30 protein-coding genes are annotated in these 25,065 nt (G+C 61.5%); 17 read left to right on the top strand and 13 right to left on the bottom strand.

All coding sequences use genetic code 11. The annotated features are described in order from the left end of the window. Positions 1-24 precede the first annotated feature (24 nt). A complete protein-coding gene (locus tag ACVIGB_RS04685; RefSeq protein ID WP_456717896.1) occupies positions 25-675 on the bottom strand; it encodes a DotI/IcmL/TraM family protein in 651 nt (216 codons plus the stop codon). A 305-nt stretch (positions 676-980) separates the two neighbouring features. Here ACVIGB_RS04685 and ACVIGB_RS04680 point away from each other — a divergent pair, with 305 nt between their 5' ends. From ACVIGB_RS04680 to ACVIGB_RS04655, 6 genes are all read left to right on the top strand, one after another. After that, the gene (locus tag ACVIGB_RS04680) at positions 981-1,388 is read left to right on the top strand and encodes a hypothetical protein (protein ID WP_456717897.1); all 408 of its coding nucleotides are present in this window, start codon (positions 981-983) and stop codon (positions 1,386-1,388) included. A 150-nt stretch (positions 1,389-1,538) separates the two neighbouring features. After that, positions 1,539-2,663 carry a hypothetical protein gene (locus ACVIGB_RS04675; RefSeq protein ID WP_456717898.1) on the top strand — a complete coding sequence of 375 codons (1,125 nt, stop codon included), beginning with the start codon at positions 1,539-1,541 and terminating at the stop codon, positions 2,661-2,663. Between the two features lie 205 nt (positions 2,664-2,868). Continuing rightward, positions 2,869-3,573 (top strand): hypothetical protein, encoded by a 705-nt coding sequence (locus ACVIGB_RS04670; protein ID WP_456717899.1) that lies wholly within the window; start codon positions 2,869-2,871, stop codon positions 3,571-3,573. 140 nt (positions 3,574-3,713) lie between these two features. Continuing rightward, complete coding sequence (locus tag ACVIGB_RS04665; RefSeq protein ID WP_456717900.1) at positions 3,714-4,010, top strand: hypothetical protein; 297 nt, start codon at positions 3,714-3,716, stop codon at positions 4,008-4,010. Between the two features lie 136 nt (positions 4,011-4,146). Then, positions 4,147-4,425, top strand: a complete 279-nt coding sequence (locus ACVIGB_RS04660; RefSeq protein WP_456717901.1) for a hypothetical protein — start codon at positions 4,147-4,149, stop codon at positions 4,423-4,425. Positions 4,426-4,678: 253 nt separating this feature from the next. Continuing rightward, positions 4,679-6,106, top strand: a complete 1,428-nt coding sequence (locus ACVIGB_RS04655; RefSeq protein ID WP_456717902.1) for an NAD(P)/FAD-dependent oxidoreductase — start codon at positions 4,679-4,681, stop codon at positions 6,104-6,106. A 36-nt stretch (positions 6,107-6,142) separates the two neighbouring features. Here ACVIGB_RS04655 and ACVIGB_RS04650 read toward each other — a convergent pair whose 3' ends face one another. Both ACVIGB_RS04650 and ACVIGB_RS04645 read right to left on the bottom strand, forming a co-directional pair. Further along, complete coding sequence (locus ACVIGB_RS04650; RefSeq protein ID WP_456717903.1) at positions 6,143-7,366, bottom strand: hypothetical protein; 1,224 nt, start codon at positions 7,364-7,366, stop codon at positions 6,143-6,145. A gap of 158 nt (positions 7,367-7,524) precedes the next feature. Further along, positions 7,525-8,088, bottom strand: coding sequence for a hypothetical protein (locus tag ACVIGB_RS04645; RefSeq protein WP_456717904.1), 564 nt, complete (start codon positions 8,086-8,088; stop codon positions 7,525-7,527). 142 nt (positions 8,089-8,230) lie between these two features. Between ACVIGB_RS04645 and ACVIGB_RS04640 the strand changes: the two genes are divergently transcribed. From ACVIGB_RS04640 to ACVIGB_RS04625, 4 genes are all read left to right on the top strand, one after another. Next, positions 8,231-8,587 carry a hypothetical protein gene (locus ACVIGB_RS04640; RefSeq protein ID WP_456717905.1) on the top strand — a complete coding sequence of 119 codons (357 nt, stop codon included), beginning with the start codon at positions 8,231-8,233 and terminating at the stop codon, positions 8,585-8,587. 42 nt (positions 8,588-8,629) lie between these two features. Next, positions 8,630-8,950, top strand: coding sequence for a hypothetical protein (locus tag ACVIGB_RS04635; RefSeq protein ID WP_456717906.1), 321 nt, complete (start codon positions 8,630-8,632; stop codon positions 8,948-8,950). A 14-nt stretch (positions 8,951-8,964) separates the two neighbouring features. Continuing rightward, the gene (locus ACVIGB_RS04630) at positions 8,965-9,873 is read left to right on the top strand and encodes a 5'-nucleotidase (protein WP_456717907.1); all 909 of its coding nucleotides are present in this window, start codon (positions 8,965-8,967) and stop codon (positions 9,871-9,873) included. A gap of 103 nt (positions 9,874-9,976) precedes the next feature. Then, complete coding sequence (locus ACVIGB_RS04625; RefSeq protein ID WP_456717908.1) at positions 9,977-11,209, top strand: RNA-guided endonuclease InsQ/TnpB family protein; 1,233 nt, start codon at positions 9,977-9,979, stop codon at positions 11,207-11,209. A 61-nt stretch (positions 11,210-11,270) separates the two neighbouring features. On the opposite strand, the gene ACVIGB_RS04620 is transcribed toward ACVIGB_RS04625, so the two are convergent. Beyond that, entirely contained in the window at positions 11,271-11,849 is a 579-nt protein-coding gene (locus tag ACVIGB_RS04620) for a hypothetical protein (protein WP_456717909.1), read from the bottom strand. 537 nt (positions 11,850-12,386) lie between these two features. Between ACVIGB_RS04620 and ACVIGB_RS04615 the strand changes: the two genes are divergently transcribed. After that, positions 12,387-13,589, top strand: a complete 1,203-nt coding sequence (locus ACVIGB_RS04615; RefSeq protein ID WP_456717910.1) for a hypothetical protein — start codon at positions 12,387-12,389, stop codon at positions 13,587-13,589. Positions 13,590-13,743: 154 nt separating this feature from the next. Then, complete coding sequence (locus ACVIGB_RS04610; RefSeq protein ID WP_456718251.1) at positions 13,744-14,301, top strand: HNH endonuclease; 558 nt, start codon at positions 13,744-13,746, stop codon at positions 14,299-14,301. Positions 14,302-14,372: 71 nt separating this feature from the next. Here the strand turns inward: ACVIGB_RS04610 and ACVIGB_RS04605 are convergent, their stop codons facing one another. From ACVIGB_RS04605 to ACVIGB_RS04580, 6 genes are all read right to left on the bottom strand, one after another. Further along, the gene (locus ACVIGB_RS04605; protein ID WP_456717911.1) at positions 14,373-14,864 is read right to left on the bottom strand and encodes a hypothetical protein; all 492 of its coding nucleotides are present in this window, start codon (positions 14,862-14,864) and stop codon (positions 14,373-14,375) included. Positions 14,865-15,113: 249 nt separating this feature from the next. Further along, on the bottom strand, positions 15,114-16,451 hold the full coding sequence (locus ACVIGB_RS04600; RefSeq protein ID WP_456717912.1) for a type II toxin-antitoxin system HipA family toxin: 1,338 nt from the start codon (positions 16,449-16,451) through the stop codon (positions 15,114-15,116). Next, a complete protein-coding gene (locus tag ACVIGB_RS04595) occupies positions 16,435-16,794 on the bottom strand; it encodes a helix-turn-helix domain-containing protein (RefSeq protein ID WP_456717913.1) in 360 nt (119 codons plus the stop codon). The genes ACVIGB_RS04600 and ACVIGB_RS04595 overlap by 17 nt, the downstream gene beginning before the upstream one ends. A gap of 157 nt (positions 16,795-16,951) precedes the next feature. After that, on the bottom strand, positions 16,952-17,977 hold the full coding sequence (locus ACVIGB_RS04590; protein ID WP_456717914.1) for a hypothetical protein: 1,026 nt from the start codon (positions 17,975-17,977) through the stop codon (positions 16,952-16,954). Between the two features lie 133 nt (positions 17,978-18,110). Continuing rightward, positions 18,111-18,368, bottom strand: a complete 258-nt coding sequence (locus tag ACVIGB_RS04585; protein WP_456717915.1) for a hypothetical protein — start codon at positions 18,366-18,368, stop codon at positions 18,111-18,113. Further along, positions 18,365-18,670, bottom strand: a complete 306-nt coding sequence (locus ACVIGB_RS04580) for a hypothetical protein (RefSeq protein ID WP_456717916.1) — start codon at positions 18,668-18,670, stop codon at positions 18,365-18,367. Before ACVIGB_RS04580 ends, ACVIGB_RS04585 begins: the two co-directional genes overlap by 4 nt. 315 nt (positions 18,671-18,985) lie before the next feature. Between ACVIGB_RS04580 and ACVIGB_RS04575 the strand changes: the two genes are divergently transcribed. After that, the gene (locus tag ACVIGB_RS04575) at positions 18,986-19,474 is read left to right on the top strand and encodes a GNAT family N-acetyltransferase (RefSeq protein ID WP_456717917.1); all 489 of its coding nucleotides are present in this window, start codon (positions 18,986-18,988) and stop codon (positions 19,472-19,474) included. On the opposite strand, the gene ACVIGB_RS04570 is transcribed toward ACVIGB_RS04575, so the two are convergent. Continuing rightward, on the bottom strand, positions 19,471-20,208 hold the full coding sequence (locus tag ACVIGB_RS04570; RefSeq protein ID WP_456718252.1) for a peptidylprolyl isomerase: 738 nt from the start codon (positions 20,206-20,208) through the stop codon (positions 19,471-19,473). The two genes, ACVIGB_RS04575 and ACVIGB_RS04570, sit on opposite strands and share 4 nt — an antisense overlap. A 343-nt stretch (positions 20,209-20,551) precedes the next feature. On the opposite strand from ACVIGB_RS04570, the gene tmk reads away from it, so the two are divergent. Together tmk and ACVIGB_RS04560 are read left to right on the top strand one after the other, a co-directional pair. Next, positions 20,552-21,196 carry a dTMP kinase gene (gene tmk, locus ACVIGB_RS04565; protein ID WP_456717918.1) on the top strand — a complete coding sequence of 215 codons (645 nt, stop codon included), beginning with the start codon at positions 20,552-20,554 and terminating at the stop codon, positions 21,194-21,196. Between the two features lie 89 nt (positions 21,197-21,285). Next, positions 21,286-21,939 carry a helix-turn-helix domain-containing protein gene (locus ACVIGB_RS04560; RefSeq protein WP_456717919.1) on the top strand — a complete coding sequence of 218 codons (654 nt, stop codon included), beginning with the start codon at positions 21,286-21,288 and terminating at the stop codon, positions 21,937-21,939. A gap of 92 nt (positions 21,940-22,031) precedes the next feature. Here ACVIGB_RS04560 and ACVIGB_RS04555 read toward each other — a convergent pair whose 3' ends face one another. Further along, positions 22,032-23,153: a hypothetical protein gene (locus ACVIGB_RS04555; protein WP_456717920.1), complete on the bottom strand. Its 1,122-nt coding sequence runs from the start codon at positions 23,151-23,153 to the stop codon at positions 22,032-22,034. A 114-nt stretch (positions 23,154-23,267) separates the two neighbouring features. On the opposite strand from ACVIGB_RS04555, the gene ACVIGB_RS04550 reads away from it, so the two are divergent. Both ACVIGB_RS04550 and ACVIGB_RS04545 read left to right on the top strand, forming a co-directional pair. Beyond that, positions 23,268-23,684 carry a type VII secretion target gene (locus ACVIGB_RS04550; RefSeq protein WP_456717921.1) on the top strand — a complete coding sequence of 139 codons (417 nt, stop codon included), beginning with the start codon at positions 23,268-23,270 and terminating at the stop codon, positions 23,682-23,684. Between the two features lie 23 nt (positions 23,685-23,707). Then, complete coding sequence (locus ACVIGB_RS04545) at positions 23,708-24,127, top strand: hypothetical protein (RefSeq protein ID WP_456717922.1); 420 nt, start codon at positions 23,708-23,710, stop codon at positions 24,125-24,127. A gap of 17 nt (positions 24,128-24,144) precedes the next feature. Here ACVIGB_RS04545 and ACVIGB_RS04540 read toward each other — a convergent pair whose 3' ends face one another. Then, the gene (locus ACVIGB_RS04540; protein ID WP_456717923.1) at positions 24,145-25,062 is read right to left on the bottom strand and encodes a hypothetical protein; all 918 of its coding nucleotides are present in this window, start codon (positions 25,060-25,062) and stop codon (positions 24,145-24,147) included. Positions 25,063-25,065: the final 3 nt, after the last annotated feature.

Genomic DNA, 25,065 nt, shown 5'->3' with positions numbered 1-25,065 from the left:
GGTAATTGACTCCAGCCCGGGCGATCAGGTCGCGCCGCCCTTGGCGATGATCTGACGAACACCAAGCCCGGAAATGTTGACGTATTCCGGCTGGCGGATGACGACCACGGTCACGTCAAGCGCCTGGTTGGTCCGCCGCTGGCTGCTTTCGTAGTAGACGAGCATTCGGAAGCGGACGCGCCAGGCATGACGTCCGTTGAAGTCGCCTTTCTTCTCGATAATGGCGGTACCCGGCTCCGGGACAGCGGTTGAGACATATTTATTGGCGACAACCGCACGGAAATTACCCGATGACTGGAGGGCTTTCTGCCATTCGCGCCAGCCAACGACCGTTAGGTCGTCCTGGGCCTTCGAAAGCTGCCGCTGATAGTTGTGAAAGTCGAACGTGTAGGACTCGACGACGGCATTCACCGCCCAGCGCTTGACGTACTCGTCGTCCTGCTTGGGCTGGTCGAGCGGTATCAGCTGAACGATCTGGCCATTGGGGTCGGTGAAAACGTAGCGGTAAAGCGGCGGCCTGTTCCACAGCACATACATGGCGAACAGGTTGATCACCAAAAGGCCCATCACACCGGAAATCAGTCGCACCAGATGATGCATACGGAAGATCCGGTGCGCGTCGCGCAGCAGGATTCCGGTCATGATACGTGAGAGAGCGTCGCTCGGGTGGGCCAAAGGGTGCTCCTTTCCGCCTCAATCTAGACCGGCCATCCGACGGCGGCGCCGAAAAGCCCTCGCTCGTCCCCAGGATTCGATTACGGGCTCGCGCGTGCGTGACATTGTTCCGGCAGCGTCCCCGGGAAGTCAATAAACCCGAGAAACGACGTTCACCTTGCACAGAAAACGTATAAACTAATCCTTGGACGGTTCACCAAGCGTTGACGATCTCAAGGATTCATCGCAAATTCATGCCGTTACCGCCGCCGGCCCCTTGGTTCGGACCGGGAAAAACACGTTGGATCAAGGAGTCTTCTGGAGCCATGAAGAAAGATCTTCTCAAGAGCGCTATCCGTAACCCCGTTCTTTTCTATGCGACCGGCATGATCATGCTGGAGATGATCGCTGCCGAGGACGCTGCGGCCCAGTCCGCAAGCGGCCAGAACATCGGTGGCGTGGCCTCGAACCTGATCAGTCAGCTCGGCTCGGTCGGCAAGGTCGCCCTCGGCGGCTCGTTCGTGGTCGGCATCGTGATGTTCGCGGCCGGCTTGCTGAAGCTGAAGCAGGCGGCGGACAGCCAGGGCCAGCAGGTCAAGTATGGCGACGGTCTTTGGCGGCTTGCTGCCGGCACCGGCCTGGTTGCGATCCCGTCGGTTGCCGGCGTGCTCGGCTCGACGTTCAGTCTGACGCCCGGTTCGATCTCGTCCGCCACCGGCGGCGCGAGCTTCTAAGGTCGTACGACGACCCCCCGGGGGCTCGGAATGACCGGGTCAGGCTGACCTTGGTCAAACCCAAGCTCCTTGCCCGATCGGGCACGGCGATCCGGCAGGGGCGCTCTCGACAGCGAGGCGCCCCTGTTTCATTTCACAAGGAAGACCGGGATGAGATCGAAGACCCGCTTTATCTCGCAGGCGACCTCAGGGACCGTCGCGTTCCTCTATGCCGGTGCCGCATTTGCGCAAACGGCTAACGCAGGAACAACGGCCTTCGGGGACAACTCGCTCGGCTCTAAACTCTATGGCTTCCTGACCCAATCCACAGCACCGGTCTTTGTGCTGCTGGCGGGCATCTCCTGGCTCTGTGGGCTCTTCCTCATCGGGACCGGTCTCGCGAAGTTGGCCGGTCAAGCTGAGCACCACGGGCATCGGCATGAATCGGCCGGTGCCATTGTCCGGGTCATCGCCGGGCTTCTGCTCTTCGCGATGCCGGACGTTGCGGGTATCGGAATCTCGTCGATCACCGGTGGCATCACCAACATTTTTGGATCGAGTTCGGATCTAGCCCAGATCTCTCAGTCGCTCGATGTCGAGAACGGCTCCGGATCCGGAACGATCGCAAACCGTCAATCCAACCTCACGAGCATCCTTGGGAACGTGACAGTTACCCCGCCGCGCGATTGCCTGGCGAGCCTTGAAGGTGTCGCGTGCATGGCCGAGAACGTCGCGAAGAACTTCGTGCCGATCGGCGTGTACACGATCTACGTCCTCTGCTTCCTCGCTGGCGCGGCGATGTTCATGTCGTGTCTGTGGACACTCTCCAGGGCCTACGGGCACCACGGGCAGGGGCTGCAGCAGGGCTTTTGGGCCAAGGTGCTCACTGCGCTGATCCTGATGAATTCGCCATGGCTGATCGCGATGTTTGCGACAACCCTCAATGGCACCGGTGGAGTTCTGTCGGAGAACGGGTTCAATTCAAGCTCCAGCCTACTGAGCTACGCCTTTGCGCAGACCGGGCAGCAGACGAACGCGTCCGCTCAATTGCAGAAATTCCAGGATCTCATCGGTTACCTGATGGTCATCCTGGCGTTCTTCGGCGTTTGGGCATTCTTCCGCGGGGTGTTCGTGTGCAAAGCGACGGCGGAAGGAAAGTCTGGAAGCTCATACGGCCATGGCATTGTCTTCATGGTCGGCGGAGTGCTGCTCGCAAATGCTAAACTTAGCATTTGCGCGACGTTATATACTTTCGGAGGCACAACTATGACGTTTGGTTTTTGCAGCCTGACTTAGTCACCTACGAGTGTTGAGGAGCACGTAACCTTGACTCTGGGCGCCATATCCCTGACTCGAATAAGGCGAAACCCTGGCTCAAGTTTTTATCCACCTACGCGTGCAGGTTGTGCGGACCAGAGTATAGAAGAACCCCGGTAACATCGAGTTAGTCCCTCTCGCTGTATTTTATTCGATCTCTTGTTTAGCCGCTGAGGAATCCGCCATGCACCCGGCAATCGAACTTGCAAATCGCAAGATTGACACGACTACGGAAGAGGCGAGGACGCAGCATGCCGACAGCCTCAAGCGGCTGGAGCGCACTTCCAAAAAGCTGCACGGACATTTTGTCGGCGCGATCCGCGAAGGAGCTCGCGACGACGCCGGCGTAGGACAGATTGCGGGCCTAGTGGCCATGTTTTGGCGCTTCCATGCGGAGAGCATGAATTATCTATCGCCGGCAACCCTGCTGAAGGGCGCGGCGATCATGGACGGCATCGAGGAACGCTATCGTGCCGACCAACGTTTTAAGATCAACTTCGACTTCAAACTGAATCCGCGCGGCGCCGACAGAGAGAGCGACTACAGCCCCAATGTGCTGCGCTTCCTGGCGCACGCCTTCCAAGGACCATTCGCAAACCGGTACGGCGTGCTCCGCGACGATATCGACCGCAAGGCCTTCGATCATCTCAGGGAAACGATGTCGCAGCCGCTGCCGATCGAATTCTTCATTGAAATAGGCCTCGACACCACGATGCGTGGCCTCGCCTTGTGGCTCTACGACGAATACCGCGGAGTGGACCCCGTGCCGAGGGCCGAAAAGAGGCTACGGACATATGGCGACAAATTCATGCAGGAGGGCACCGAAAAGATCGAGAGAGCGCTCGCATTGTTGCCCTCAAAGCCAACGCCAGAAGTTTCACGCCTCTAGGGAGTCAACGCCTAGGAAGTGACCAATTTCCGCGCCAGATCCACAAGCAGCACCAAGATCCGGTCCATCAGGCCATAGAGGCATCGACTCGATGACGAATGAAAGCGAACCCCAGCAAGAAGATCGGGAGCGACACTGAAATGAAAGCTGAACTGCCGGACATGGACGTTGTGGCGTACTTCAAGAAGAAGATCGCCAAGGCGATTCCGTTCGGCATCGAAATCGTCAAGGCCGGAAACAGGTCCGCAAAGCTGCATTACATCGTCGAACCGACGGCCGTGAATGGACTTAACGGAGATTGGCTCGAAGCGCTGGTGATTTTCGACCACATGACCAGCGACCGCGACGTCCAAAAAGAGATCGGCCTGACCGCGGAAGTCATGATCCCGATGAAGCAGACGGATACGGTCGGGTACGTTGCGGCGTCAGGTCTATGAGTTGGGCCGTCGGCGGCGGGGTCTGATTCCTTATCGGCGCCAGAGTCAGTTTTATGCGTTACCCAACACTACACAGTGCAGGCTGTGCGGCCCGCGAGTATAACCCCGGTGAAAAGGAGCCTGACGGAGACTGGACATGATCGACATCAACGAATTCATGGCTGCCACGATCGCCGGAATCGAAGAACGCGACCACAAAGTGGTCGTCGTCGATGTCGACGAGGAGATTTCCCCGGAGATTTTGGCCCAAATGGAAGCCGACGGCTATGTATTCGCCTATTCACCAGCTGCTGAGAACGACAAGCGCTTGTCTTTTCCGTGCGAGAACAACCGCCGACACCAAGAATGTGACCGGAGTCGTCCCATGCCAGCGACCGACACTAGTTGTCGCGTCCAACAGCGCCCCGACCTCTAATCCTGAGACCGCCGCGTCTCTGGCGCTCAATCTACGCCGGCCGTTGGCATGGGACAGGCTACTGGCATCGATGTCTTGCTCTATGAGGCCTGGATGACGTCGCACAGCCCGCCAATAGGCCAACGAGGCGCTGAGGTATCCGAAGCCGCAGCGCACCGCATGGTCCGACTGAACCTTCGACCCGTTGCATCAGGATTGTGGAGACCGACGATTCGCACGCCAGACCTCCGATGAATTGGCATAAAGGATTACAATGCCAAATCTTATCGGAAATCACGCCGTCGTCATCGGAGCTGGAATTGGCGGGTTGACCGCCGCCAAAGCTCTCTCGTCCTTTTTCGAAAGGATCACCGTGTTGGAGCGCGATGAGCTACCAGCAGGTCCCGAGCCGCGCGTCGGCACACCCCAGTGTCGACAGGTCCATCTTCTGCTCCGCGGAGGCATGGATGCGCTCGTGGAGTTCTTCCCGAACTTTGAGAGCGAGCTCAAGGAAGCGGGCGCCGTAAGGATCAACTTCGGCTCAGACATTCGCGCCGAGGGTCCTGGCTTCGATCCATTCCCGCGAAGGGATCTGGGGATCGACATGCTGTGCATGACGCGGCCGCTGGTGGAGTTCATCTTGCGGCGGACGGTCGAAAGGCAGCCGCAGGTCTCGTTGCAGTCCGGCTGCCGCGTTACCCGGCTCCTGATATCGCCAAATCGGGACACAGTAACGGGCATTTGTTACACGGCTGCGGATGGCGAGAGACGGGAGCTACTCGCCGATTTTGTGATCGACGCCTCATCGCGAGGCGCGCTGACCCTCGATCTGATGGATGAACTCGGTCTCGTGAGGCCCGAAGAGACGGCAATCGAGATCGACATGCGGTATGCGACCGGCTTGTTTGAGCTCCCGAAGGAAGCGGTCCGCGACTGGCGTGCGGTCGTTCATCGGCCAAGCGCCTCCTTCGGTCGTGGCGGCTTCATCTTCCCGATCGAAAACGGCCTTTGGCATGTTGGGTTCAATGGGGTCCACGGGGACACTCCTCCCGACAGCCACGGCGAGTTCCTGGCGTTCGCAAGGACTTTGCGGACATCAACGATTTACGACGCGATCAAGGATGCCCGGCCCGTTGGCGCCATTCACAAGTTTGCCTTGCCGCGCAGCGTTCGCCGGCGTTTCGAAAAGTGCAGGAAGTTTCCACGCGGCCTATTACCGATCGCTGACGTCATCTGCCGGTTCAATCCGGCCTTCGGGCAGGGAATGAGTGTGGCCGCGCAGGAGGTGGGCGTCTTGAACCAGCTGCTCGCGGCGCGCGTGCGAGAGGGCCGTGGAATTGAGGGGATCGCGCCGGAATTCTTTGACGCCATCCAAGTCGTTCTCGCCACGCCATGGTCGGTGGCCGAGAACGACTTCATCTATGCGAAGACGCGTGGCGAACGGCCGAAGGATTTCGAAAAGCGGCTCACGGTCGGACTGGCATTGCTCAACGCAGCTGCGAAGGATCCCGCGGTGCATCGCCTGGTCGCCGAAGTTCAACACCTCAAGCGACCCCAAGGCGCACTCCGCGAGGATCCCCTGATTGTCAGCAAGGTCAGACGGGGGCTTGCGATGGCCGTTGTCACTCGCCTGCTGGCGAGGGCGGGTTTATCGGACCTTTGGGATAGGGCCTTTGCGAGACGGAGGCTCGCGACCTCGTAGCAGCAGTCCTGCTCTTCGACACCGCTCCGAAGGTCGTTAGCCGGCCTTCGCGAGCTTCCGGATCTGGCTTTCGTCGATCGTTTGCGTTGACCGCACGGCGATGGAATAAGAACGCCCATCCTCCAGCGTGATATTGCCGACCATGAGGTTGGTCCAGGACGGCGGTAGTACGGGCACTTCTTCGATCCGCTCGATCCTAGGCGCCGGACGAAGAGCTACGACGTCCGAGGCTGAGTTCTGCTCCGGATCGTCCGCGATGATCAGGGTAACCGGTTTCGTTTGCGGCTTACTGCCTGCGGACGATGACCGCACAGCGGCCGGTTTACGGGGTGTCTCAGTCGATTTGACCTGCTTGGTTGCTTTGGCGACGGGCCGGCCGACCGCGGGGACCGGCAAGACCTCGATGTTCGTGATGTCACGGTTGCCGAGACCCGATCCGGTAACAACCGGCGCTCGCGCGGGAACCTGTTTGGATGACTTATGCTCTTCGAATTTGGGAGCCAGCACCTTCTTCGTCGCGACTACAGACTTGACCGGACGGTCGCCGGAGCGGGCGGTCTCGACCGGCGTTGCCGGCGCCGCGACCCGTTTAAAAACCTCCGCGGATCGCGCGAAGAGAGCTCGCCCTTTGCCGGCGAGCCTCGCGAGCATGCCCGGTTTAGCGATACGCTCCGAGGCGGCCCGGGCCGGTTTCTTGGCGAGCGGGGACGCCTTGAGCTGCCGCTGGGTGATTACCGGCTGCGCCCACTGGCCCTTGGGGAGGTGATCAGCGGCGACAGCAGACGGCGGTCCCAGTCGCTTCTTGGTCAGCATGGGGACAAAGGGGATAGAGAACAGCGCGATGAGATAGCCGGGCCAGTCGTCGTGCAGGTGCTTCCCGCCTGCAAGACAGATCACAAGGATGCCGGCAGCGATCATCGCATAGAGATTGGCGGCAAAACGGTCGTTCGGGCGATCGAACAGGGTCGGCCAGCCCAACCCGAGCATGCCGAACACGACGGCTGCGAGTCCGCCAATGGGAGGCAAGGCAAACGCAGCCATCAACGGGATCTTTGCGGCGGCAACGAGCAAGGGATTGCCGGAGGCGGTCGCACCGACATGCAGAGCGCACATCAACGCGACGCCGGTGACGGTCACGACAATCGCTGAAGTCAAGGCCGTCCTGGCCGCGCGCCGGCGTTCAACCGCCAGCGGCAGGAACGTGATCGCCAGGATCACCGCGATAACCGCGGTCCCGACGATAGACAATGAGACGACCATACCCCGAACCCTTGGATACCCCTAGAACGCCAATCACCGTGGCCCAGAACGGTTCAAGGGGTCAATTAAAGCGGGGTAAACATCCGGTGGAGAGCAGGGAAAACTCGCGGAAACGAATCCTTGGCACTCGATGAGGATCTCGCTCGGAGCCAGCACCTTCAGGGACGCGGGCCGGCCGGAATCGGTTCTGGGTTCACGACCGCGCACGCGTCCACGGCGATCAGAGCGTCCTCGAGGCTGGACGCCTCTTCCTTCAGGAAGTCCGGCGGCCAGCCACCCATTGCGTCGATAACGGCCTTGGAAGTCCCGTAGAGCGCCGAGAGAGCCGGAACGAGACGCCCCAGGCTTTCGGCGGCGGCCTGGTGGTCGGCGAGCTTCGAAAGATTGGCTTCGTCGGAATCGTAGGTGCCGTCTTCCACGCCGGTTTCGAAGTCGCTGACGCTGGAATCCACTATATTCTTGACCGTCGCGAGTACCTTAACCAGTCCCGCGCCGGGCGCGGCCGGAGGCTGCGCCAGGGCCGTCTGCACGGCTTCCCCGACCATGGACGCGCGATCCCAAGGCGCCGCGCCCTCCCGATCGCCTTTCAGCCTGCGTGTGAGACCCTCTTCGCCGCAGAGCGCAGCGGCATGCTCGAACAGCCATGACGGCCCATTCCGCCCCAGGAGCGCCTGCAGGGCCTTGAGATCGGCGGCCTCGTGGCCGTCGGCGGCGGTGGTCATGGGGTGTGCTCCAAATGTGAAACCGATCACGATCCTGACCGCGCCCTTCGCAAGGAGCAAGGGGAGAACGATCCGGAAACCGTTGCGGCTTGCCAGGGGCCGCGAGACAACGAATCAAAGGACTAGATTAGCGGAGCCTGTCGTGAGCGAACCCGTCACCGAATTCCAGAAAGCCGTTGTTTCCAATTTCCAGCATGGCCGCCTCGGCCATCTGGCCTCGATCGAGCACTACAAGTCACTCGTCACCAGGCTCAAGCGGGAACCGGGCACCGAGGTGCTGCAGGTGATCCTGGAAAGCCTGCGCGGCATTGACGATGCTTGCGACGCCGGAGCGCGACTGATCTCGGCAGAGATCGACGTCAAGGCAGCGATGGCTTCGCTGGGTGCGCTCTCCATGCGCTCATACGAGGCCGGTCGTCAGCGGCTCCATCAGCCAATCGATGAGACCCAGACCGATTACGAGGCTGAGCCGGAGATGGCGCCCAGCCTGGCGCTGTAAGGACACCGACGGAAGCGCAATCGTCACTGAGGAGTAACGACGTTGAGCAAGGCAAAGAAGCAGGCGGCAAAACCGTTCCGGTTGAGTGATCTCCAGAAGAAGGTGCTGGAGGGCTATGAGGACGGCGACTTTGCCTATCTCGGCGGCATGGAGTGGAAGAGCTACGACGAGTTCATCGATTTCATGAAGGGGGTCGGCGACGGCTTGCTCACGTTCGTCCTCGTGGAGATGCAAGACCTGGATGAGGACGCCGCAGAGGAAGCCATGAACCGCATTGCCCGGTCCCTCGATCAGCTCAACGATGTGTTCGGGGCGCTCGCTGCGATGAACCGGGAACAAACTGCTCGCGCGCCTGGCGCCTAGCCGAGCCAAATCTGATGTCTCGCCTGGTGATAGCCGTCTCGTCTCGTGCGCTCTTCGATCTTGAAGAGGCGCATCAGATTTTTGCAAAGCAGGGTGTGGCGGCATATCAAACGCACGCCGCGTCCGCTGTGCTCCCAAAACCGGGGGCTGCTTACCCGATCGTTGAAGCGATTGCGCGCGCCGGCGCGAACGCAAAGGCCTCCCCCGAGATCCTGATTTTTTCCCGGGATAGCGCCTCAAGCGCAATACCGGTCGTACGAGCTATTGAAGAGGCTGGCCTCGGTGCTGCGCGCGGCGTTTTCACTGGCGGCGCGCCATCCATGGTACCGTACCTGCAGGCATTCGCGGTCGATCTCTTTCTGACCAAAAATGCGTCCGACGCTGAAGAGGCGACTGCGGCTGGCATTCCGGCCGCGTTGATGTTCGATCCGCCGGAAACCTTCGACCCGAAGAATGAAGCGGTGGTCCGCATCGCCTTCGACGGGGATGCTGTTTTGTTCAGCGACCAGGCTGACCTCATTTTTGCCCAGCACGGGCTCGATCATTTTCAGGATCACGAGCGCAGGAACGCAGACGTCCCGTTGCCACCTGGACCGCTGGCACCTTTCCTGAGCGCCATCTACCGCTTCCAGGAAGCCGCCGGAAACGGCCACAAGATTTTCAGGATCGCCCTCATTACTGCGCGCGCAGGCGCATGTCGCACGCGAGCTCTCAATACGCTGACCTCGTGGGGTGTGCAGGTCGACGAGGCCTATTTCTGTGGGGATGCGCCAAAGGCGAAGTTCGTGGAACTCTTCCGGCCACATCTGTTCTTTGACGACAAGACGTATAACCTGGAGCTATCCGCGAAAGTCGCTCCATCAGCGCGGGTGCCGTCGGCCGAATCGGACGCCCCCGGCTTGGTAGACGGAATGAAGCCGTGAAAAATACGGCTATTCGGATTTTCGGTGTTGGAACGAGTCCTTGACGAGCGGTCGCCGGCCGGGCATGGTCGCCCAAGGAACACAACGAGAACACACTGACTGAATGTTTCTGACCTACCGCATCAAGCTGGCGCCGACCCGCGGCCAATACGCCGTTCTCGCCGGGCTCTGCGAGACGCAGCGCCAGCTGTACAACGCCGCGCTGCAGGAGCGCCGCGACGCCTGGGCGAAGCGGAAGGTCTCGATCTCGAGGTTCGACCAGTGCAAGTCCTTGACGCAGATCCGGTCGTTCGACCCGGACTACGGCGACGTCCCCGTTAACCTGTCGCGGTGGACGCTGGGGCGCGTCGACGACGCGATGAAGGGGTTCTTCGGACGCGTGAAGCGCGGCCAGAAGGCCGGCTTCCTTCGCTTCCGGAGCAGGAGCCGCTGGGACTGTTTTGGCTTTGCCGAATGGGCCGGGATCCGGCTCCAGGGAAACAAGCTGTTGTTCCAGCCGCTGACAGGCGGTTTGCGCCTGCGGCTGCATCGGGAGCTCCCGCCGGGCGCAGCGGTGAAGACCGCGGCGTTTTCGCGGAAGGGTCGGCACTGGTACGTCTGCCTGGTGGTTGATGTCCCCGCCGACGCCGATCATGCCCGGCCGGAGACGGCTGTCGGGCTTGACGTCGGCATCGAGCATCTCGTGACGACGAGCGAGGGCCGGCATATCGAGAACGTGCGTCCGCGGTCTCGCCGCGAGCGCGACCTGCGTATCGCGCAGCGCGCGCTGGCGCGCTGCAAGCGCCGCTCAAAGCGACGCGCCAAGGTCCGAGAGCGTCTGGCCCGGCTTCAGCGTGCGGTCGCCAACGTCCGCTCCAACCACCTGCACCAGGTGTCGGCCGATCTGGCCAGGCGTTACGCGCTGATCGGCGTCGAAGAGCTTCGCTTGAAGAACCTGACCGGTTCGGCGCGAGGGAGCGCCGGCGAGCCGGGGAAGAACGTCCGGCAGAAAGCCGGGTTGAACCGGGCGATGCTGGACGCATCGCCCGCGCGTCTGATCGAACTGTTGACCTACAAGGCTGCAAGAGCCGGTGGGACGGTGGTGAAGATCGATCCACGCAACACCTCGCGGGACTGCTCGTCCTGCGGCGCCGCGGTGGAGAAGACGCTGGCGGAGCGCCGCCATCGCTGCGGCTGCGGTGCCGACCTGCACCGCGATCACAATGCGGCGCTGAACATACTGGATCGTGCCCTGCGGCACGACGGGCGGGGCAAGCCGACCGGGGACGCCAACGTGGGGCCTCAGCCCGTGCGTCGTCCCGGAAACACGGATGTTGAAGCTGCGAAAGCAGCTTAAGACATTCCGGACCAGGATCGACGTGCTTCAACACCAAAATCCGAATAGCCAAAAATACAACTCAGTAGGGGCGGCTTGTTCGATCCTCAGACAGTATCTTTTCGAGCAACGAAGCTGTGCGCGGCCTCGGCCACTTGCCAAGATCGGGGCCTGCCTCTTCGTTGAACGTCGCCAGGATCGTCGGCCAAGCATCGATTAGCGTTGCCCAGGCGTTAGTGCGGGCTGACATCTCCGCCATCCGAAAGGTCCATTCCGGGATCCGCCGCAACAACAGCATGCTCCGATGAAGATCGGAGGCATCTTGCGGGTGCGCCCAGCCGTCCGAGCGATCTCCTCCCGCCATGTGTGCAAAGATGGCGTCGGCCGACTGTCCTTTCTCTCCGGTGCGCAGCCAATCCTGGATCCTCGCATCGAGCGAGGCGTTGGGCGGGACCTTTCGGCATTGATCGTCTTCGGGAGCGGATCTGTTCTGCCCCAGCAGGATCTCCTTGCCGCCGCAGGAGGCGCATCTCAGCGCCAACATGGCCTCAACTGCGACTGAAACGGGGACCATCACAGGCAGCTCTCCGTCGAAGATCGCTCGACAGGAAGCGCAACGGAGCTGAACAACGGAGGAAGCTGGTTCGAACTGAAGCTGCATGGGGGAGCTTGAAGGTTATGAAACGGTCCAATTAAATCAGCAAGTTATCCATTGCACTCCAATCGGGGCAGAGCCAGTTCAAAACCGCAATGACCCCCAAGGATTGGACGACACGGTAACCAAGAGGCAACAAAGCCCCGATATTTGCGTTTACAGGCCCGCGCTCGCGCTTGCCTTTTGCCCGAGTGCGAGGCATTTTCCACCTCAGATCGGGGGATCCCTCGGTCGGACACTTAAGGACAACCAGTGATCCACCACCGGCGCACATATACGAACGCCTTAACCTCCCTCCTACAAGGATGGATGAGGAAGGATTCGTCGTGCGCGAATACCGTGTGGTCATCGCAGATCGCCTGCTTGTCCTTCGGTAGCGAACCAGTCGCACCGCACCCCGTCCGCCCGGACTGAGCTCCTCGAGCACCCAGGCCGCCGGACACCTCAGATGATCCGGTCGGCCTCCGATCTCCCCAAAGACCACGAACAAACTAGCGTCTGGGAATCGCGATCCGGCCGGGAATTTCCCGGAAGGATACGAACATGCACTGCACTGACTGGACTGCCGACGACAACGCGCTGCTGATCCAGTTGCGCAAGTTCGACCGCGCATCCGTTCCCGTCATCGCCCCGATGCTCGACCGCACCGTGGAGGCGGTTTACGCCCAGTGCCGGAAGCTGGGGCTGCTCGTCATGGCGCGCCGCGTCTGGAACGAGGATGACGTCGTGCGGCTGCGCGCGCTGTTCGCATCCGGCCTGTCGGATGCGAAGCTCGCGGCCGCGTTGGATCGCTCGATCGGCTCGGTGCGCTGGAAGCTGGAGGACCTCGACCTGCATCGGCCCGAGGCTGCCGGCCGCTGGAACGACGCGGACGTTGCGACCGCGGAGCGCATGCTCGGAGAGGGCGCAGCTCTGGCTGACATTGGCCTTGCGGTGAAGCGCTCAACTTCGTCGGTGAAGACGAAGCTGAGCCTGCTCGGCCACGTCTTCGCATCCGACGCCTGGACCGACGAGCAGGAGGCGCGCCTTGTCAGCGGCGTTGCAGCGGAAGAGGACACGGAAACGATCGCCAAGGCAATTGGCCGCTCCGCCGACGCGGTGCGCGCGCGCCTGAACAAGATGGGCCTGCGTGTCACTGAGAAGGGCTCGAAGTGGACAGAGGCAGACAAGCTCACGCTGAAGACGGCAATCGAGGAAGGCGGTGAGGCCGCTCTGTCTGCCGCTTCAGCGAAGCTCCGTCGATCGGTGCGCGCGACCCGCATCCAGGCGGTCTCCATGGGTCTCATCGAGAAGCGCGGTCCGCGCATCCTCGACGAGCCGGCGAAGGTGCGCTTGCGCCAGGCTGCATCGACGATGTCGGTGACCGCCTGCGCAATCGAGTTCGGTCACGACGTCCGGACGCTCAAGCAGCTTGCCGAGAAGGAGGGCTTCTCGTTCGCGGTCGGCCGGGCGCCGGCGAAGCCGAAGCCGCCGAAGGAGCCGCGTGCACCCAAGCCGGTGGTTGCGGCAGCTCCGAAGCCGAAGGCAGAGCGCAAGCCGCGCGTCGACCATCCGGTGGCCGCAAGGATGCCGGCGGCGCAGCGTCCGGCGGTTTCGGTGAAGGTCGCCGCCGTGGCGGTACCGAAGACCGCATCGCCGCCGACCGCTCCGCGGGTGTTGCCGACGGCTCCGGTCAAGAAGCCGGCGTCACGCGAGATCTCGCGTCTCGCCGATCGCTTCCTCGCATGGCGCGAGGGAGTTCGCTGAGAAGATATCCCCGGCCGCATCGTCTCGAGCGGCCGGGGACGGTGGACACTATCCGGCCTGGACTTCAAAAATCAGGTGGGGAAAGTAAAGGATGAACGTCGTGAGTAGCCTCTCTCACCTCTCTCAATTCCCGGCGCTGGTGCTCAACGCGGACATGCGTCCGAAGAGCTTCCATCCTCTGTCGGTCCTCGGCTGGCAGGATTCGATCAAAGCCGTGTTCGAACAGACCCACATGGTCATCGCGGATTACGATCGCGTGGTCCGCAGTCCGTCGATCGAAATGCGCCTGCCGTCGGTCCTGATGCTGAAGAACTACGTCAAGCCGCGCGGATTGAACAAGCCTGCGAGCTTCACGCGGTTTTCGGTGTTCCTGGCGTATGGTTTCCGATGCCAGTTTTGCGGTGGAAAATTCAAGACCACTGAGTTGACCTTCGAGCACCTCGTACCGTCGTCGCGGGGCGGCGGCACGGACTGGGACAACATCGTCCCGGCCTGCGTGCCATGCAACAGTCGCAAGGGCAACAAGACGCTGAAGGAAGCCAGGATGCGGCTCATCCGTGATCCGTATCATCCGACGCGAGGACAGCTCGAGCATCTCGCCGAGACTCTCAGGATCCACGAGGACCACTTCCGTGGATGTCTGAAGTCGTTCAAGGATGTGCTCTATTGGGCTGTCAGCCTCGAGACGTCGGACACGGCAAAAGAAGTGTGATGCACCTCATAAGAGCGTCAAAACACACATAAGTGCGTCACGCTCCGAATCCTACGTGACGCACTTATGTTCTACATTCCGGGCGAAGCTGGCGCTGGTTCTGTCTGGTCGAGAGAGACCTTTTCGAGCCACTGATCCAGCCATTTGGCGTCGGTGCGGAAGAGCTTGGCCCGTTTCGGATCCTCGGCCACGATTCGCTTCAGCGATCGGGCGGCTTCCGAATCCACGAAAGAGCAAGTTTCTTCCATCTCATCGCAGTCGAGCCCGAATTCGCGTACGAGCCGCTCCACGTCGGCGTCGCTTAGCGCTCCGAGATGCATGCGGAAGTCGTGGGGTCCATACTTGCACAGTGCCCACCCCGGCCCGAAATCCCTGCCGTTTTCGCTCCATGCTTCGTCGTCGTGGCACAGACACGCCTTCATACCGATCAGCTCGACTTCGGCCTCAAGCCCGTCCGCGGATTCGGTGCGCAGGTAGACGTTTCCGTAGTACATGGTCGCCCGGAAGGCGATGCCGCCGACCTCGATTTCGTGAAAGACGTGTTTTTTCAGGGATCTTTCCATTTGCGTTCCTTTTCGGACGGGTGGGGCGGTCTCAACTTGGCTCCGTCCCGAGAAAGGCGCAACCGCCCCATTCCCCAACGGAAAGACAATCTTATGAGGTGCAAACACCCCCGAAAGACAATCTTATGGGGTGCACGCGACGCACTTATGAGGTGCAGGGCCACCGCACGCGGACTCCGGACGGTAGCTTTCGCCAGCTCGTATGTGGTCGATGATGTTCGACGACCGACGGGATGACGCCAACGCGCTTCAGCGTGGCGCGATGACGGACGGCTCATCCTCGGGTTCTGCAGAAACCAGCATGGTCGGTGCGAATTCCCTCGTGATCGAAAGTCCCTTCCAGCGCTCTGTCAGCTTCTCGGCAAAGCCAGGAGGTGCAGGCAAGTTCGGCAGGAGCCTCGGCCAAACGTCGAGGACCTGCTCGACGGTGTCTTTCACCTCTCGCAGCACAATCTTCGTGTCGAGCCCGACGAGGCCCGCGAGCCGCTCGAAGCGGCGCGTGTTCACGGCCGCCGGATTGTGGCTCTTGGCAAACTCGAGCGCCATCGTATCGTCGCCGTAGAAGAACGTCGGGACGATATCGTAGGCAGGTGAAAGTTCCGGCGTGACTCCATCGGGTAGAATGAAGGACCAGTTCTTCAGATGGCTATCGCCGTTGCCGATCATCACATCGACCACGATCCTTCGGATCGCCTGCAGCATTTCCCCGCGCTTGTCGTCCGCAAACAGACCGACGAGTCTCACCAGGGTGGACTGGTTGGCCATGGTGTATTTCTGGTCATGGATCGACCCCATGACCTGGGCGAAGTCTTCCATGTGGATTCGACGGCCGCCTGGCGCCCGGTCGAACCGCTCCATGGCGAGCGAATATTCGCCGCCTGCCAGGAACTTCTGCGGCAGACCGTCGATGTCCTTGGATGACACGAGATGGGCCTTCACGGTCCGCACGCCGACCGCGCGCGCGAGTTCGAGAGCGGTGAACTCCGCTTCGGGCACCATCGGATACTTATCACTCGGCGTCTTCAGGATGATATCGCCGGCCGCTCCTTTCATCGGAAGCGTCAACGATCCCTTGTCGTTCTGCTTCATCGAGAACTTGAGCTGGATGCCGGCGAGGGAGAAACGGATGCCCTCCTCAATATCATCACCGGCCTCCGCCATCGACGTGCGCGGCGGCGGCGCGCCGGCTTCGAGCTCTGCACTCACAGCTCCTGGCAGATCCCGGCCAAGCCGCGACAGCACATCGAAATTGTCGAAGGCGCCGGCGCCGAATTCCTTCTGCACGAGCTCGAGCAGCGCCCCTTCGGGCAGCAGGTTCTCGAAGTATGGCGGCAGGACGGATCCTTGGGTGATCTTGTCTCCGTTGTAGAGCAGACGAGCCCTTGAGCCTTTCGGGCCGTCCTCTGTCTGGCCCTTCCAGGCAAGACTGAGGATCGGCCGATGGGCGCCGAGTGCAACGTAGGCCATATCGACGGTGAACGTGACTGCCCCTTCGGGATCGCGGTAAAGCGAGCCCACGCGCACCGATGCGTCCGGGGTCGGCCGAAGATAGATGCCAAGGGCAGCTGGTTTATTTCGGACGCGCATGGGTCGGCTCCTCCTCGTCGGGCAGGGTGTCATCGACGAAGGCATCGTCAAACACTGATGGGACAGGTGCGATCGGCATGGTTGGCTCGATCGCGGGCTCCCCGAGCAGTTTCATCACGTCGGCCATTCGCTCATTCGGGATGAAGACCAGGGACATACCCAGCGTCGCGCCGGCGTCGGCGAGCATGTCGACGGTGCTGTTGACAGCACCGGTTTCCATTTCGCTGATCCGGGAAGCCGGTCGGCCCGTTCGTCTTGAAACCTGGCTCAGCGGCCAGCTTCGAGCCCGGCGGGCTCGGGCCAGCTGCTGGCCGAGGCGTTTGCGGGTGTCCGATTCCGTCATAACGTAATTTCCCTTCGGGATTACGATATAGCGTAATCGGAACTCAAGCGCAAGGTGCCAAATTACGGTATAGCGTAATCTATCCAGTAAATTACGTTATACCGGAAATTACGGTATAGCGTAATAATCGATGGAACTTACGCTATAGTGTAACAAGCTATCTGATCAGCAAAAAGCCACCACGATCGGCCGGTCGGTCTGGAATTGGCGCCGGCGGGACTGGCCGCTCGTCATCCTGGTCGGCGCGATCCGGGAACCGGGCCTCAGGCAAAGCCTCGGCAGACCGCGACCTGATCGGGGGCTGAGCGACGATCACTGGCGGCGGAAGAGGAGAGACAACCGCCGACGGCTCAATCCGTTTTGTCGACGTCGTTCGGACAGCTTCGCCCGGCGCTGCCGGCGCCACTTTCTCACGAGGGGCGACCGACACCGGCTCCGGCAAGACGACGCTTTCGGTGGGGGTGGCTGCAACTCTTTCGGCGTCGTCCTGAGCTTTTGCGCGCTCGAGCGCCTGGCGCGCTTTCTCCAATGCGTCCTCTCCGATAGCGGTCGCGGATCGAACACCGTCGGAGGGAGCTGCAGCCGGCAGGGGTTCGATCTTTGCGGTGACACCAGCAGCAACCGCTCCAGCGACTGTAGGCGCTTGAGTGGCCGCATCATTGGACGAGGCCAGTGTGGTCGTTTCAGGTGCCTTCTCGACGATAGGAGAGGTCTTTGCCGCAGGTGCTACGGCGAGCTTTTCTTTGACCACAGCGTGTTTCGGTGCGGGAGGCTTTGCAACTACCTTTGCCTTGTCCTCGTCGCGCCGCTCAGGGAGCTTCTCTGGAGGCGCCGCCTCATCGGCGCGCACCGTCGGAACAGTGGTCGTGCCAGGAATGATCCGGATCGGCGAGGCATCCGGGGATGCAGAGACCACGGGAACTACGGGAGCACTCCCCGGATCGACGGCGGGCGCCGGCGCGGGGGCAACCGCGGCGACCGGAGGCTTCGCTGCCTGCTTATCGGTGTTGATGTAGTGGGTGACGATGTAGGCGCCGAGCACGGTCGCAATAACGCTCGGAGTGATGTCGGTCATCAATTTCGATGCGACCTGACGAATGCCCTCAGTCGTCGAGCGCGCGCGGGGCGGCTCAGACGGACCGTCGTTAGGATGACCAATTCTGAGAGACTTCTCGGGAATCATTGGCGCCAAAATCCAAGGCTTAGCTCAAGGATTCATTGACGGCCCAGGGCTGCGCTGTCAAACGGCATCTCGCCCATCCACAAAACGTTGTGGGTATGCGCGCCATTCGCTCGTTCCTCCAGGAAACCTCTAGTCAGGAACCGGGCAGTTCGACCTCGACTTTCGGCCGGTCGTCGGACGTGCGGCACTCAACAGCGATGTCGGCGCGCGTGACGACCTTGCCGCGCAGCTTGGCCGGGGGCGCCTTGATGAATTCGTCAGCCTCGAACCGCTGACCAAGAATGGACGTCTGCTCGGACGCGAGCCTCAGGCAGCGAGCGTAGTCGTAGGGGAGCGGGCCGGTGACATTGGCGACCTGCCCGAACAAAGTGATAATGAGCCAGACCCTCATCGGACCCTCGGATGCGGCCGCTCGGCTTCGTCAAGTATCGTCGAAACGATGTTCTCCCAGAACGTGACCGTGCAGGTCAGCGGGGAGGCCGCATGCTTGGCCATTGTCGCGCGCGCGATGCGTTGGATCCTCGACTCCCGAGTTTCCGGATCGCGGACGCCTTGAGCCGGTTCGGCGCCATGCGCGCGACAAATGGCTTCGTCGACGGCAGCCACCGCGCCGAGGAATTCCCCGCCGTCGACCTGCATGCCTCGCGTACGCCAGGCTCTTGAAAGCCCCAGTGCCGCCTCGTCGAGGCTCATTCCGGCCGATCCTGCGCCCATTTTGTGGTCTCCCTCAATGCACTTGGCAGCTAAACGCCAAGGACTCAAAAAGGATATCGTTCACAGTCATAACGACCAAACCCTATCCCGCTCTAAGGTCCTCTGCTGGCTGGAATAGCGGGGAAAGCGAACCGCAACTCTCGGGGCGTGCGCCGAGTACCGCTGGAAGGGGGCGGAACTCTGTTCGGGGGAGGACGCAGGCAAGCCCTTGACGTTGCGGGCCGACGAATAGGATACGGATATCTGGCAGCGCGATTTCGCTTCCACCAAGTCTACTGAAGCCGCGGAGAGGAAATGGCGTTCCTGATAGAGCCCTATCGGCCTGAAGATTTCGACACGCTCTCCGTTCTGATCGGGAGGCTCCAGGAATTCGAGCGCGAATGGTGCCAGGACCGAAAGCCGCCGGCCGTGGTCGCTGATCCTTACAGCAAGTTCATCGTCGACCAGGCAGCCGAAACCGGCATCGTTCTGATTGCGCGTGACGGCGAGGAGGCCGTCGGGTGCATCGCCGGAAGGCTCGCGGAAGAGGACGACCCCACGGTTCCGGAAGAGGAACGCATCTGCGCTCTCATCTCCGACCTCTATGTCGCCGACCGATTCCGGAAGAAGGGGCTGGGAAGCGAGCTGTTGAAGAACCTCGAGGCGCGCCTTCATACCCGCGGCTACCGCAACCTTCGCGTCGAGGCGCAGACCATGAATAAAGCCGCGGTGCAGTTCTTCTCTGATCGCGGCTATCTGCCGAAAACCGTGACCTTCCGTAAGCGCTTCGACGCCGGTCGCTAGAATCCCGGAGGCCGCCGCGTGAACCAATCGATCGCGGCTGTCCGGCGCAGATCCGCCGTGCGCACACGGCGCGCCTCGGCGAGAACATCTCGCCTCAACGCCTCGTGAACCTTCATGTAAGGCAGCAGCTTCATCGTCCGTACGTCCTCGAGCTGCAGCAAATTCCAGCCCATTGAGGTCCGAAACGGGCGCGAGATCTCGCCGGGTTTGAGCGAGCGCACCACATCCGCAAAGTCTTCAGTCAGCACTCTGCGTTGCAGCCAGCCGAGGTCGCCGCCACGAGCTGCGCTGTCGGCATCAAGCGACACAGCTTTGGCGACGACATCGAAACCCTCGCCGGAGGCAATGCGTCGTCCGGCGGCAAGGGCCGCCTCTTCGGTTGAGGCCGCGATGTAACGCAGGTGAACTTCATCGGCCTTGGAGAGCTCGATATAGCGCGCGCGGAGGGCTTCCTCACCCACGTCAACGGTGCGATCAAAGCTCCCGAGATAGCGCTCGCCCAAGGCGGCATTCTTCAGATATTCGAGCCGCATTTGACGAAAGTCCGAACTTTCGTCCGGGCGAGCCGGCGCGATGGCATCGCCGACCGTAGCGGCTGCCATTGCCGCAACGTCATCAGATTCTCCTGCCGCGCGAGCAGCATCTGCCAGTACATAGGTGTCCACGAGGTGGGTCAGGATGTAATCCTGCACGGTGTCGGACGACATGGTTTTGGCGGCGTCACGCAAAAGCACGTCGGACAAGGCTAACTCGGATGCCACGATGTCATGGGAGCCGACCCTCACGAGGACCTGGTTCGGACCGGACATCTCAGCGGCCGTGGGGCGCCCGAGGGAGAGGCAGAAGGCTCCGAGCAAGGCGGTCGCAAGGACTCGTTTCATTGAATTTGACCGGTTCTGATGCATCGAGAATACAAGACCGCAGCGGTCGCCTGCCGGCAATCTCGCTGGCCACCCCTGCCCGCTTTCCACAAGCTTTCCGGGGAGCCGAGCTCAAGTCTCCCCGTGATTCAGTCCTTGAGAGCTTGCGCGAGCCTCTGGCCTTCGGCACCAGTCGGAGACGAAGGGGGACCAAGGCATGCGAGGCGGCAAGTTCATCGTTTTTGAGGGAGGCGAGGGGGCCGGCAAATCCAGCCACACGGCGGCACTCGCGGCGGTGCTCGAAAGCGCGGGCCGGCGTGTGCTCAGGACCCGTGAGCCAGGTGGGCGCCCTGGAGTGGACGTCTCGATCGAGCAGATCCGTGCGCTTTTGGTCACAGGCGATACCAAATGGGACCCGTTGACCGAATTGCTGCTGTTTGCGGCCGCACGGCGGGAACATGTCACCAAGGTGATCGTACCGGCGCTGGGAGCCGGCACGGACGTGATCTGCGACCGCTTTTCAGATTCCTCGCTGGCCTATCAGGGCCATGCCCGCGGACTTCCAGCCAGCGTATCTGAAACCTTGCGGGATATCGCGTGCGGACCTTTGCGGCCGGACCTCACGCTGGTCATTGATGTTCCACCGGAAATTGGCCTCGCCCGGAGCGCCAGGCGCCAGACCGATGCCACCCGGTTCGAGCAGGAAGACATCAATTTTCACCATGCGGTCAGGGAGGCGTTTTTGGGGATAGCGCGGGTCGATCCGACCCGCTACGTTGTGATCGACGGCACGAAGCCACTGGAGACTGTGCGAAACTCGGTGGTGCAGTCCGTAGTTGAGTACTTGGCGCGATCTGCTTAAACCCCGCGGCTCTGGGTCCTCAAAATCGTCCGAAACCTGGACACAGGACAGTTCGGAAGCTGCAGGATTAAATTATGGTTCCTTAAGAAATGGAACTTAAGGTCCCGCCGAATCACGTATTGTTTTCAGTGTTAAAGTGTTTAGGAAAGAGCCCCATGTCGAAAGTAGCTGACCTCCCCCTCAATGACATCGTGACGGTCGTGACAGCGCTCGGACAAGCGCTCCGCCGACAGCGAGAACGCCTGGGAATGACACCGCTCGAGGTTTCGCGGAAGGTCAATATTGGCGCCAAGACCATCGAGCTGGTCGAAGACGGCAAGACCGACCCGCAGATCGATCAGGTGCTCTGCCTCGTTTTCCACATGGGGATGGATATCAAGCTGCCGAATTCCGAAACGCCGGCGCGCGCCTCGAAGCTCCTCGAGGTTCGTCTCGCAGACATGCGTCAGGCGATCACCACCGCGCGCACGCCGGAAGGCCAACCCCGGAAGGTGAGCCTGAAGACGATCTCCGACATGTCCGGCATCGAGCAGGGTCAGATCGGAAAAATCGAGACCGGCCAGATCATTCCGCGGTTCCGCACCTTCCTCGCCCTCATGCAGGCGTTGAACGTTCCTGTCGCGTTCGTTCAGTTGGACGAAAAGCTCGCGAAGTCGAAGAAGCTACCGACGGCGGCGCCGCGGCCGTTCGTTCCGCGTCGCAAGCGCACCCAGGAAACCGAAGACGAACTCGCTTCCGCCTGAAAGCAACACTTCTTCTGACCATCCAAACGACTACGCCCGCGGTGCCAAAGCGCCCGCGGGCGTAGTCGTTTCCCAAGCGCTTGTTGCCGCCTTCAGAGTCCTGCGACCGCGGCGAGCGCCGCCTGCTGGTCCGGGTCGACCGATTCTTCGGGGCTCGGGACGAAAGACTTGTCCCACGCCGCCCTAGCCATCGAGATCGAGAGGACTCTCTTGATCCAATCAGTGCCTGCTCGAGCTTCGCCCGCCGGAGAGAATGGTCCTTCCGGCGCCGCCACGAGCCTCGCTGCTGCCTCATAGGCACGGAGCGCATTGGAACGAGTGCGACCTTCGGGGCGCTCTAGCGCATAGACCGAATCCCTCAGCTCACAGAAGGCGGCAAGCCCGGCGGTATCGCGGCTCATCGCCGATCGACCGAGATCATAGGCGGCAAAGCTCAGATTGCGCCTCGCGGATTCAACGAAATCGTCGACGGCAAACAAATGTTCGAAACCGCCTTCGACCTGAAGGCTTGCATCTGGCGGCTCCAGGCTTCCAGGCGGATGTTCGAATTGCGCCGCATAATGCCTCGCGAACCTGCCGGCGTCGTCTCGACGATCGAATGAAAAGTACGTCGACCGATGGCCGCCGTACTGATTGATCTCGGGATCGGAGTTGTCGAGGTCGAGCCCGGACGCAAGACGAAGCGAAACAGGCACATCGTCTACCTCGATCATGGGCGCAGAGGAGGGACAAAAGATATGTTCGCCGATCGCTACTAGCTCATGTGCACGCAGAAAGATGCGCGCCAGTTCCTTTGGAGCGTGGTCCTCGAAGGTCTCGGCGACCGGATCCTCATAAAGATGGTGAACCTTCAGAAGAGGAAAGCCTCGTTGCACCTCATGATGTTTCCAGGGAAGCATGGTGAGTCGTGGAAGGTCACTCAAAGGCTTGACCTGGCTGCCAGGCTCGGGGGTGAGCTTGGCGAGCGTGAGTGGCTCAAAACCGCCATTCCACATTGTGCCGGCGGCCCGGTAGAGCTTCCCGTCGACTGCTCGGTACTCCTCGGAGAATGGGCCCGCGACAAGTCTGCCGGCGACCGGCGCGTCTGAGCCCTTGAGCACCCGAATTGGCAATTCAACGGTAGAAGTGCTGACACGCCACTCGGCGTCACGTTTGCGCTTGATGCGAACGTTTACCAAGTGGTTGTAGCCAAGTGTGATCTTGCAATGTTCCATGCGTACAGAGTGCGATACCGAGCCGCAAGCGACAAGTCGATAATCTAGTCCTTGGTACTTTCAGCCATCTCGGCCACACTCGGATCGAACTTGAGATCGGAGAGGGGTCCGAACATGACCGAGGCCGCGAACGCCACCACGAATGACATCGTCCGCTTCACCACTCGGCAAGTGGAGAAACTTGCCGAGGCGACTGGCGTCACTGCCGACGACGTCCGCCGGGCCCAGCGGACCATGCCGGTCCGCAACGACTTCATGTTGTCGCTCGGATACGTGCACATGTCCCGGCATCCGCAGGTCAACCGCATCGAGAACGCTCGTCGTCGTCATCTTGAGGCGACCCAGGCTGCCCTCGATCTGAAGAGCGTCTGGCAGGGTGACGCGACGGTCGAATCGATGATGGCAATCGGTCGGCGACAGGCGGAGACCGGCAAGGTCGTCCAGGACGAACCCTCGAAATTCATGAGCTGGCTGGATCGCGTCTGGTCAAAGCAGGCATCGGCTTCGCCGAGCCCGGCAATGGCTCGCTAACCGACCATCGAAGGAGAAGACCCATGGCATTTTCTCGTTGCACCGTTCCCACTCGCTACGGCGAGGCCCTGGTCGAGCAGACCGGCGCGGAGGATTTCCGCGTCTCGATCGAATCCGCCGACGTCGACGGCGTCCGCTTCATGGCAATCGCCCATCTGTTCATGTCGGAGCCAGGCGAGTTCATCGAGTTCACGCCCGATGGTCATGATCGTTTTCTGATGCTGCCACATGGTCTGACGGCCCAGATGCCGGACGCTAGCCAGTTCGCAAGCGACCTTGATCTTGGACTTGTGACGCTCGTTCCGGCGGACGATCTACATACCGCAGAAGACAAGCTTCGGGCCGCCGTCCGAGAGGCGGCTTGCAAGTCCTTCGACCGGATCTACGGGCGCGCCGAAGATCTCGCGCCGGATGTCGGGTACGAGCCGTCACCGGCAATGTGATCGTGCTCGCCGGCGGATTATTGTTCGTCGTCGGGGTTGTCGTCCTCTTCCAGCCCGAGATAGAGGTTGCGGAGCCGGCTCAGCTTCGCAAAGCGCTGGGTTGACGGATTGCGACAGGTAATTCGTTGCCAAGCGTCGACGACGTGACGCTGCCCCGTGACCGTGCAATAGGCTTCCCTGGGGGAGCGGAAGCGACGGTTTCCAAACACGATAGTCCCATCCCGGTAGGCTACACCGCTCACCACGCCCTGACGTGTTTTGATCCTCAGTGCGAGTGGAGCACTGGCCAGTCCTTTGGCGATGATTGCGGCCAACGTCACGCCGGTGCGATCTCGAGGGCCGACCGGAAGTTCGGCCGGCGGCGGCTCAGTCGGTCGTGCGGCTCCAAGGTCGTGGAGGGTGGCGCCCACTGGTCGAGTGCCCTCGATCGATGCAGCCCTGCGTGCCCGAGCAACATCACCGCCACCGACGGCGGGTTGCGGCAGCGATGTCCGCTCTGACGCGCCAGCGAGGGGTGTGTCCCCCTGGGGGGCACGCGACGCTGGAGAAGAGAGACCAGATCGATGGAGCGGCGGGGACGGTGGCCTGGGGCGAAGCGGTGGCCGTTCATTGGCGCTGCCTGGGGCTGCCGGCGGCGCGGGCGCTGCCTGCGGCGCAGGTGAGACATAGCCTTTGTCGATCGCTCGCCGTGCAGCTTCGACTGTCGCGGCGAGTTCGGAGAGTTCGGCTACGCCAAACGACATGCCGCTCCGTCCGGGCATCAGACCTTCCTCGGTCGGGTACCAGCGGCGGATCGCAAGGATTTCGGTCTGCCCATATTGCTGCACCTCGGCGATGACGGTCTCACCCCGGTTTTCCCAGCGCGCAAGCTCCCGTGCGGAATCCGGGAGCCGGAGCGGCGCCTTTCGTCGATCACTGTCGGCGGGCGAGGCCATGGT

This window comes from Bradyrhizobium sp. USDA 4341 (assembly GCF_054063755.1).
This window is presented reverse-complemented; position numbering and strand designations above follow the sequence as displayed.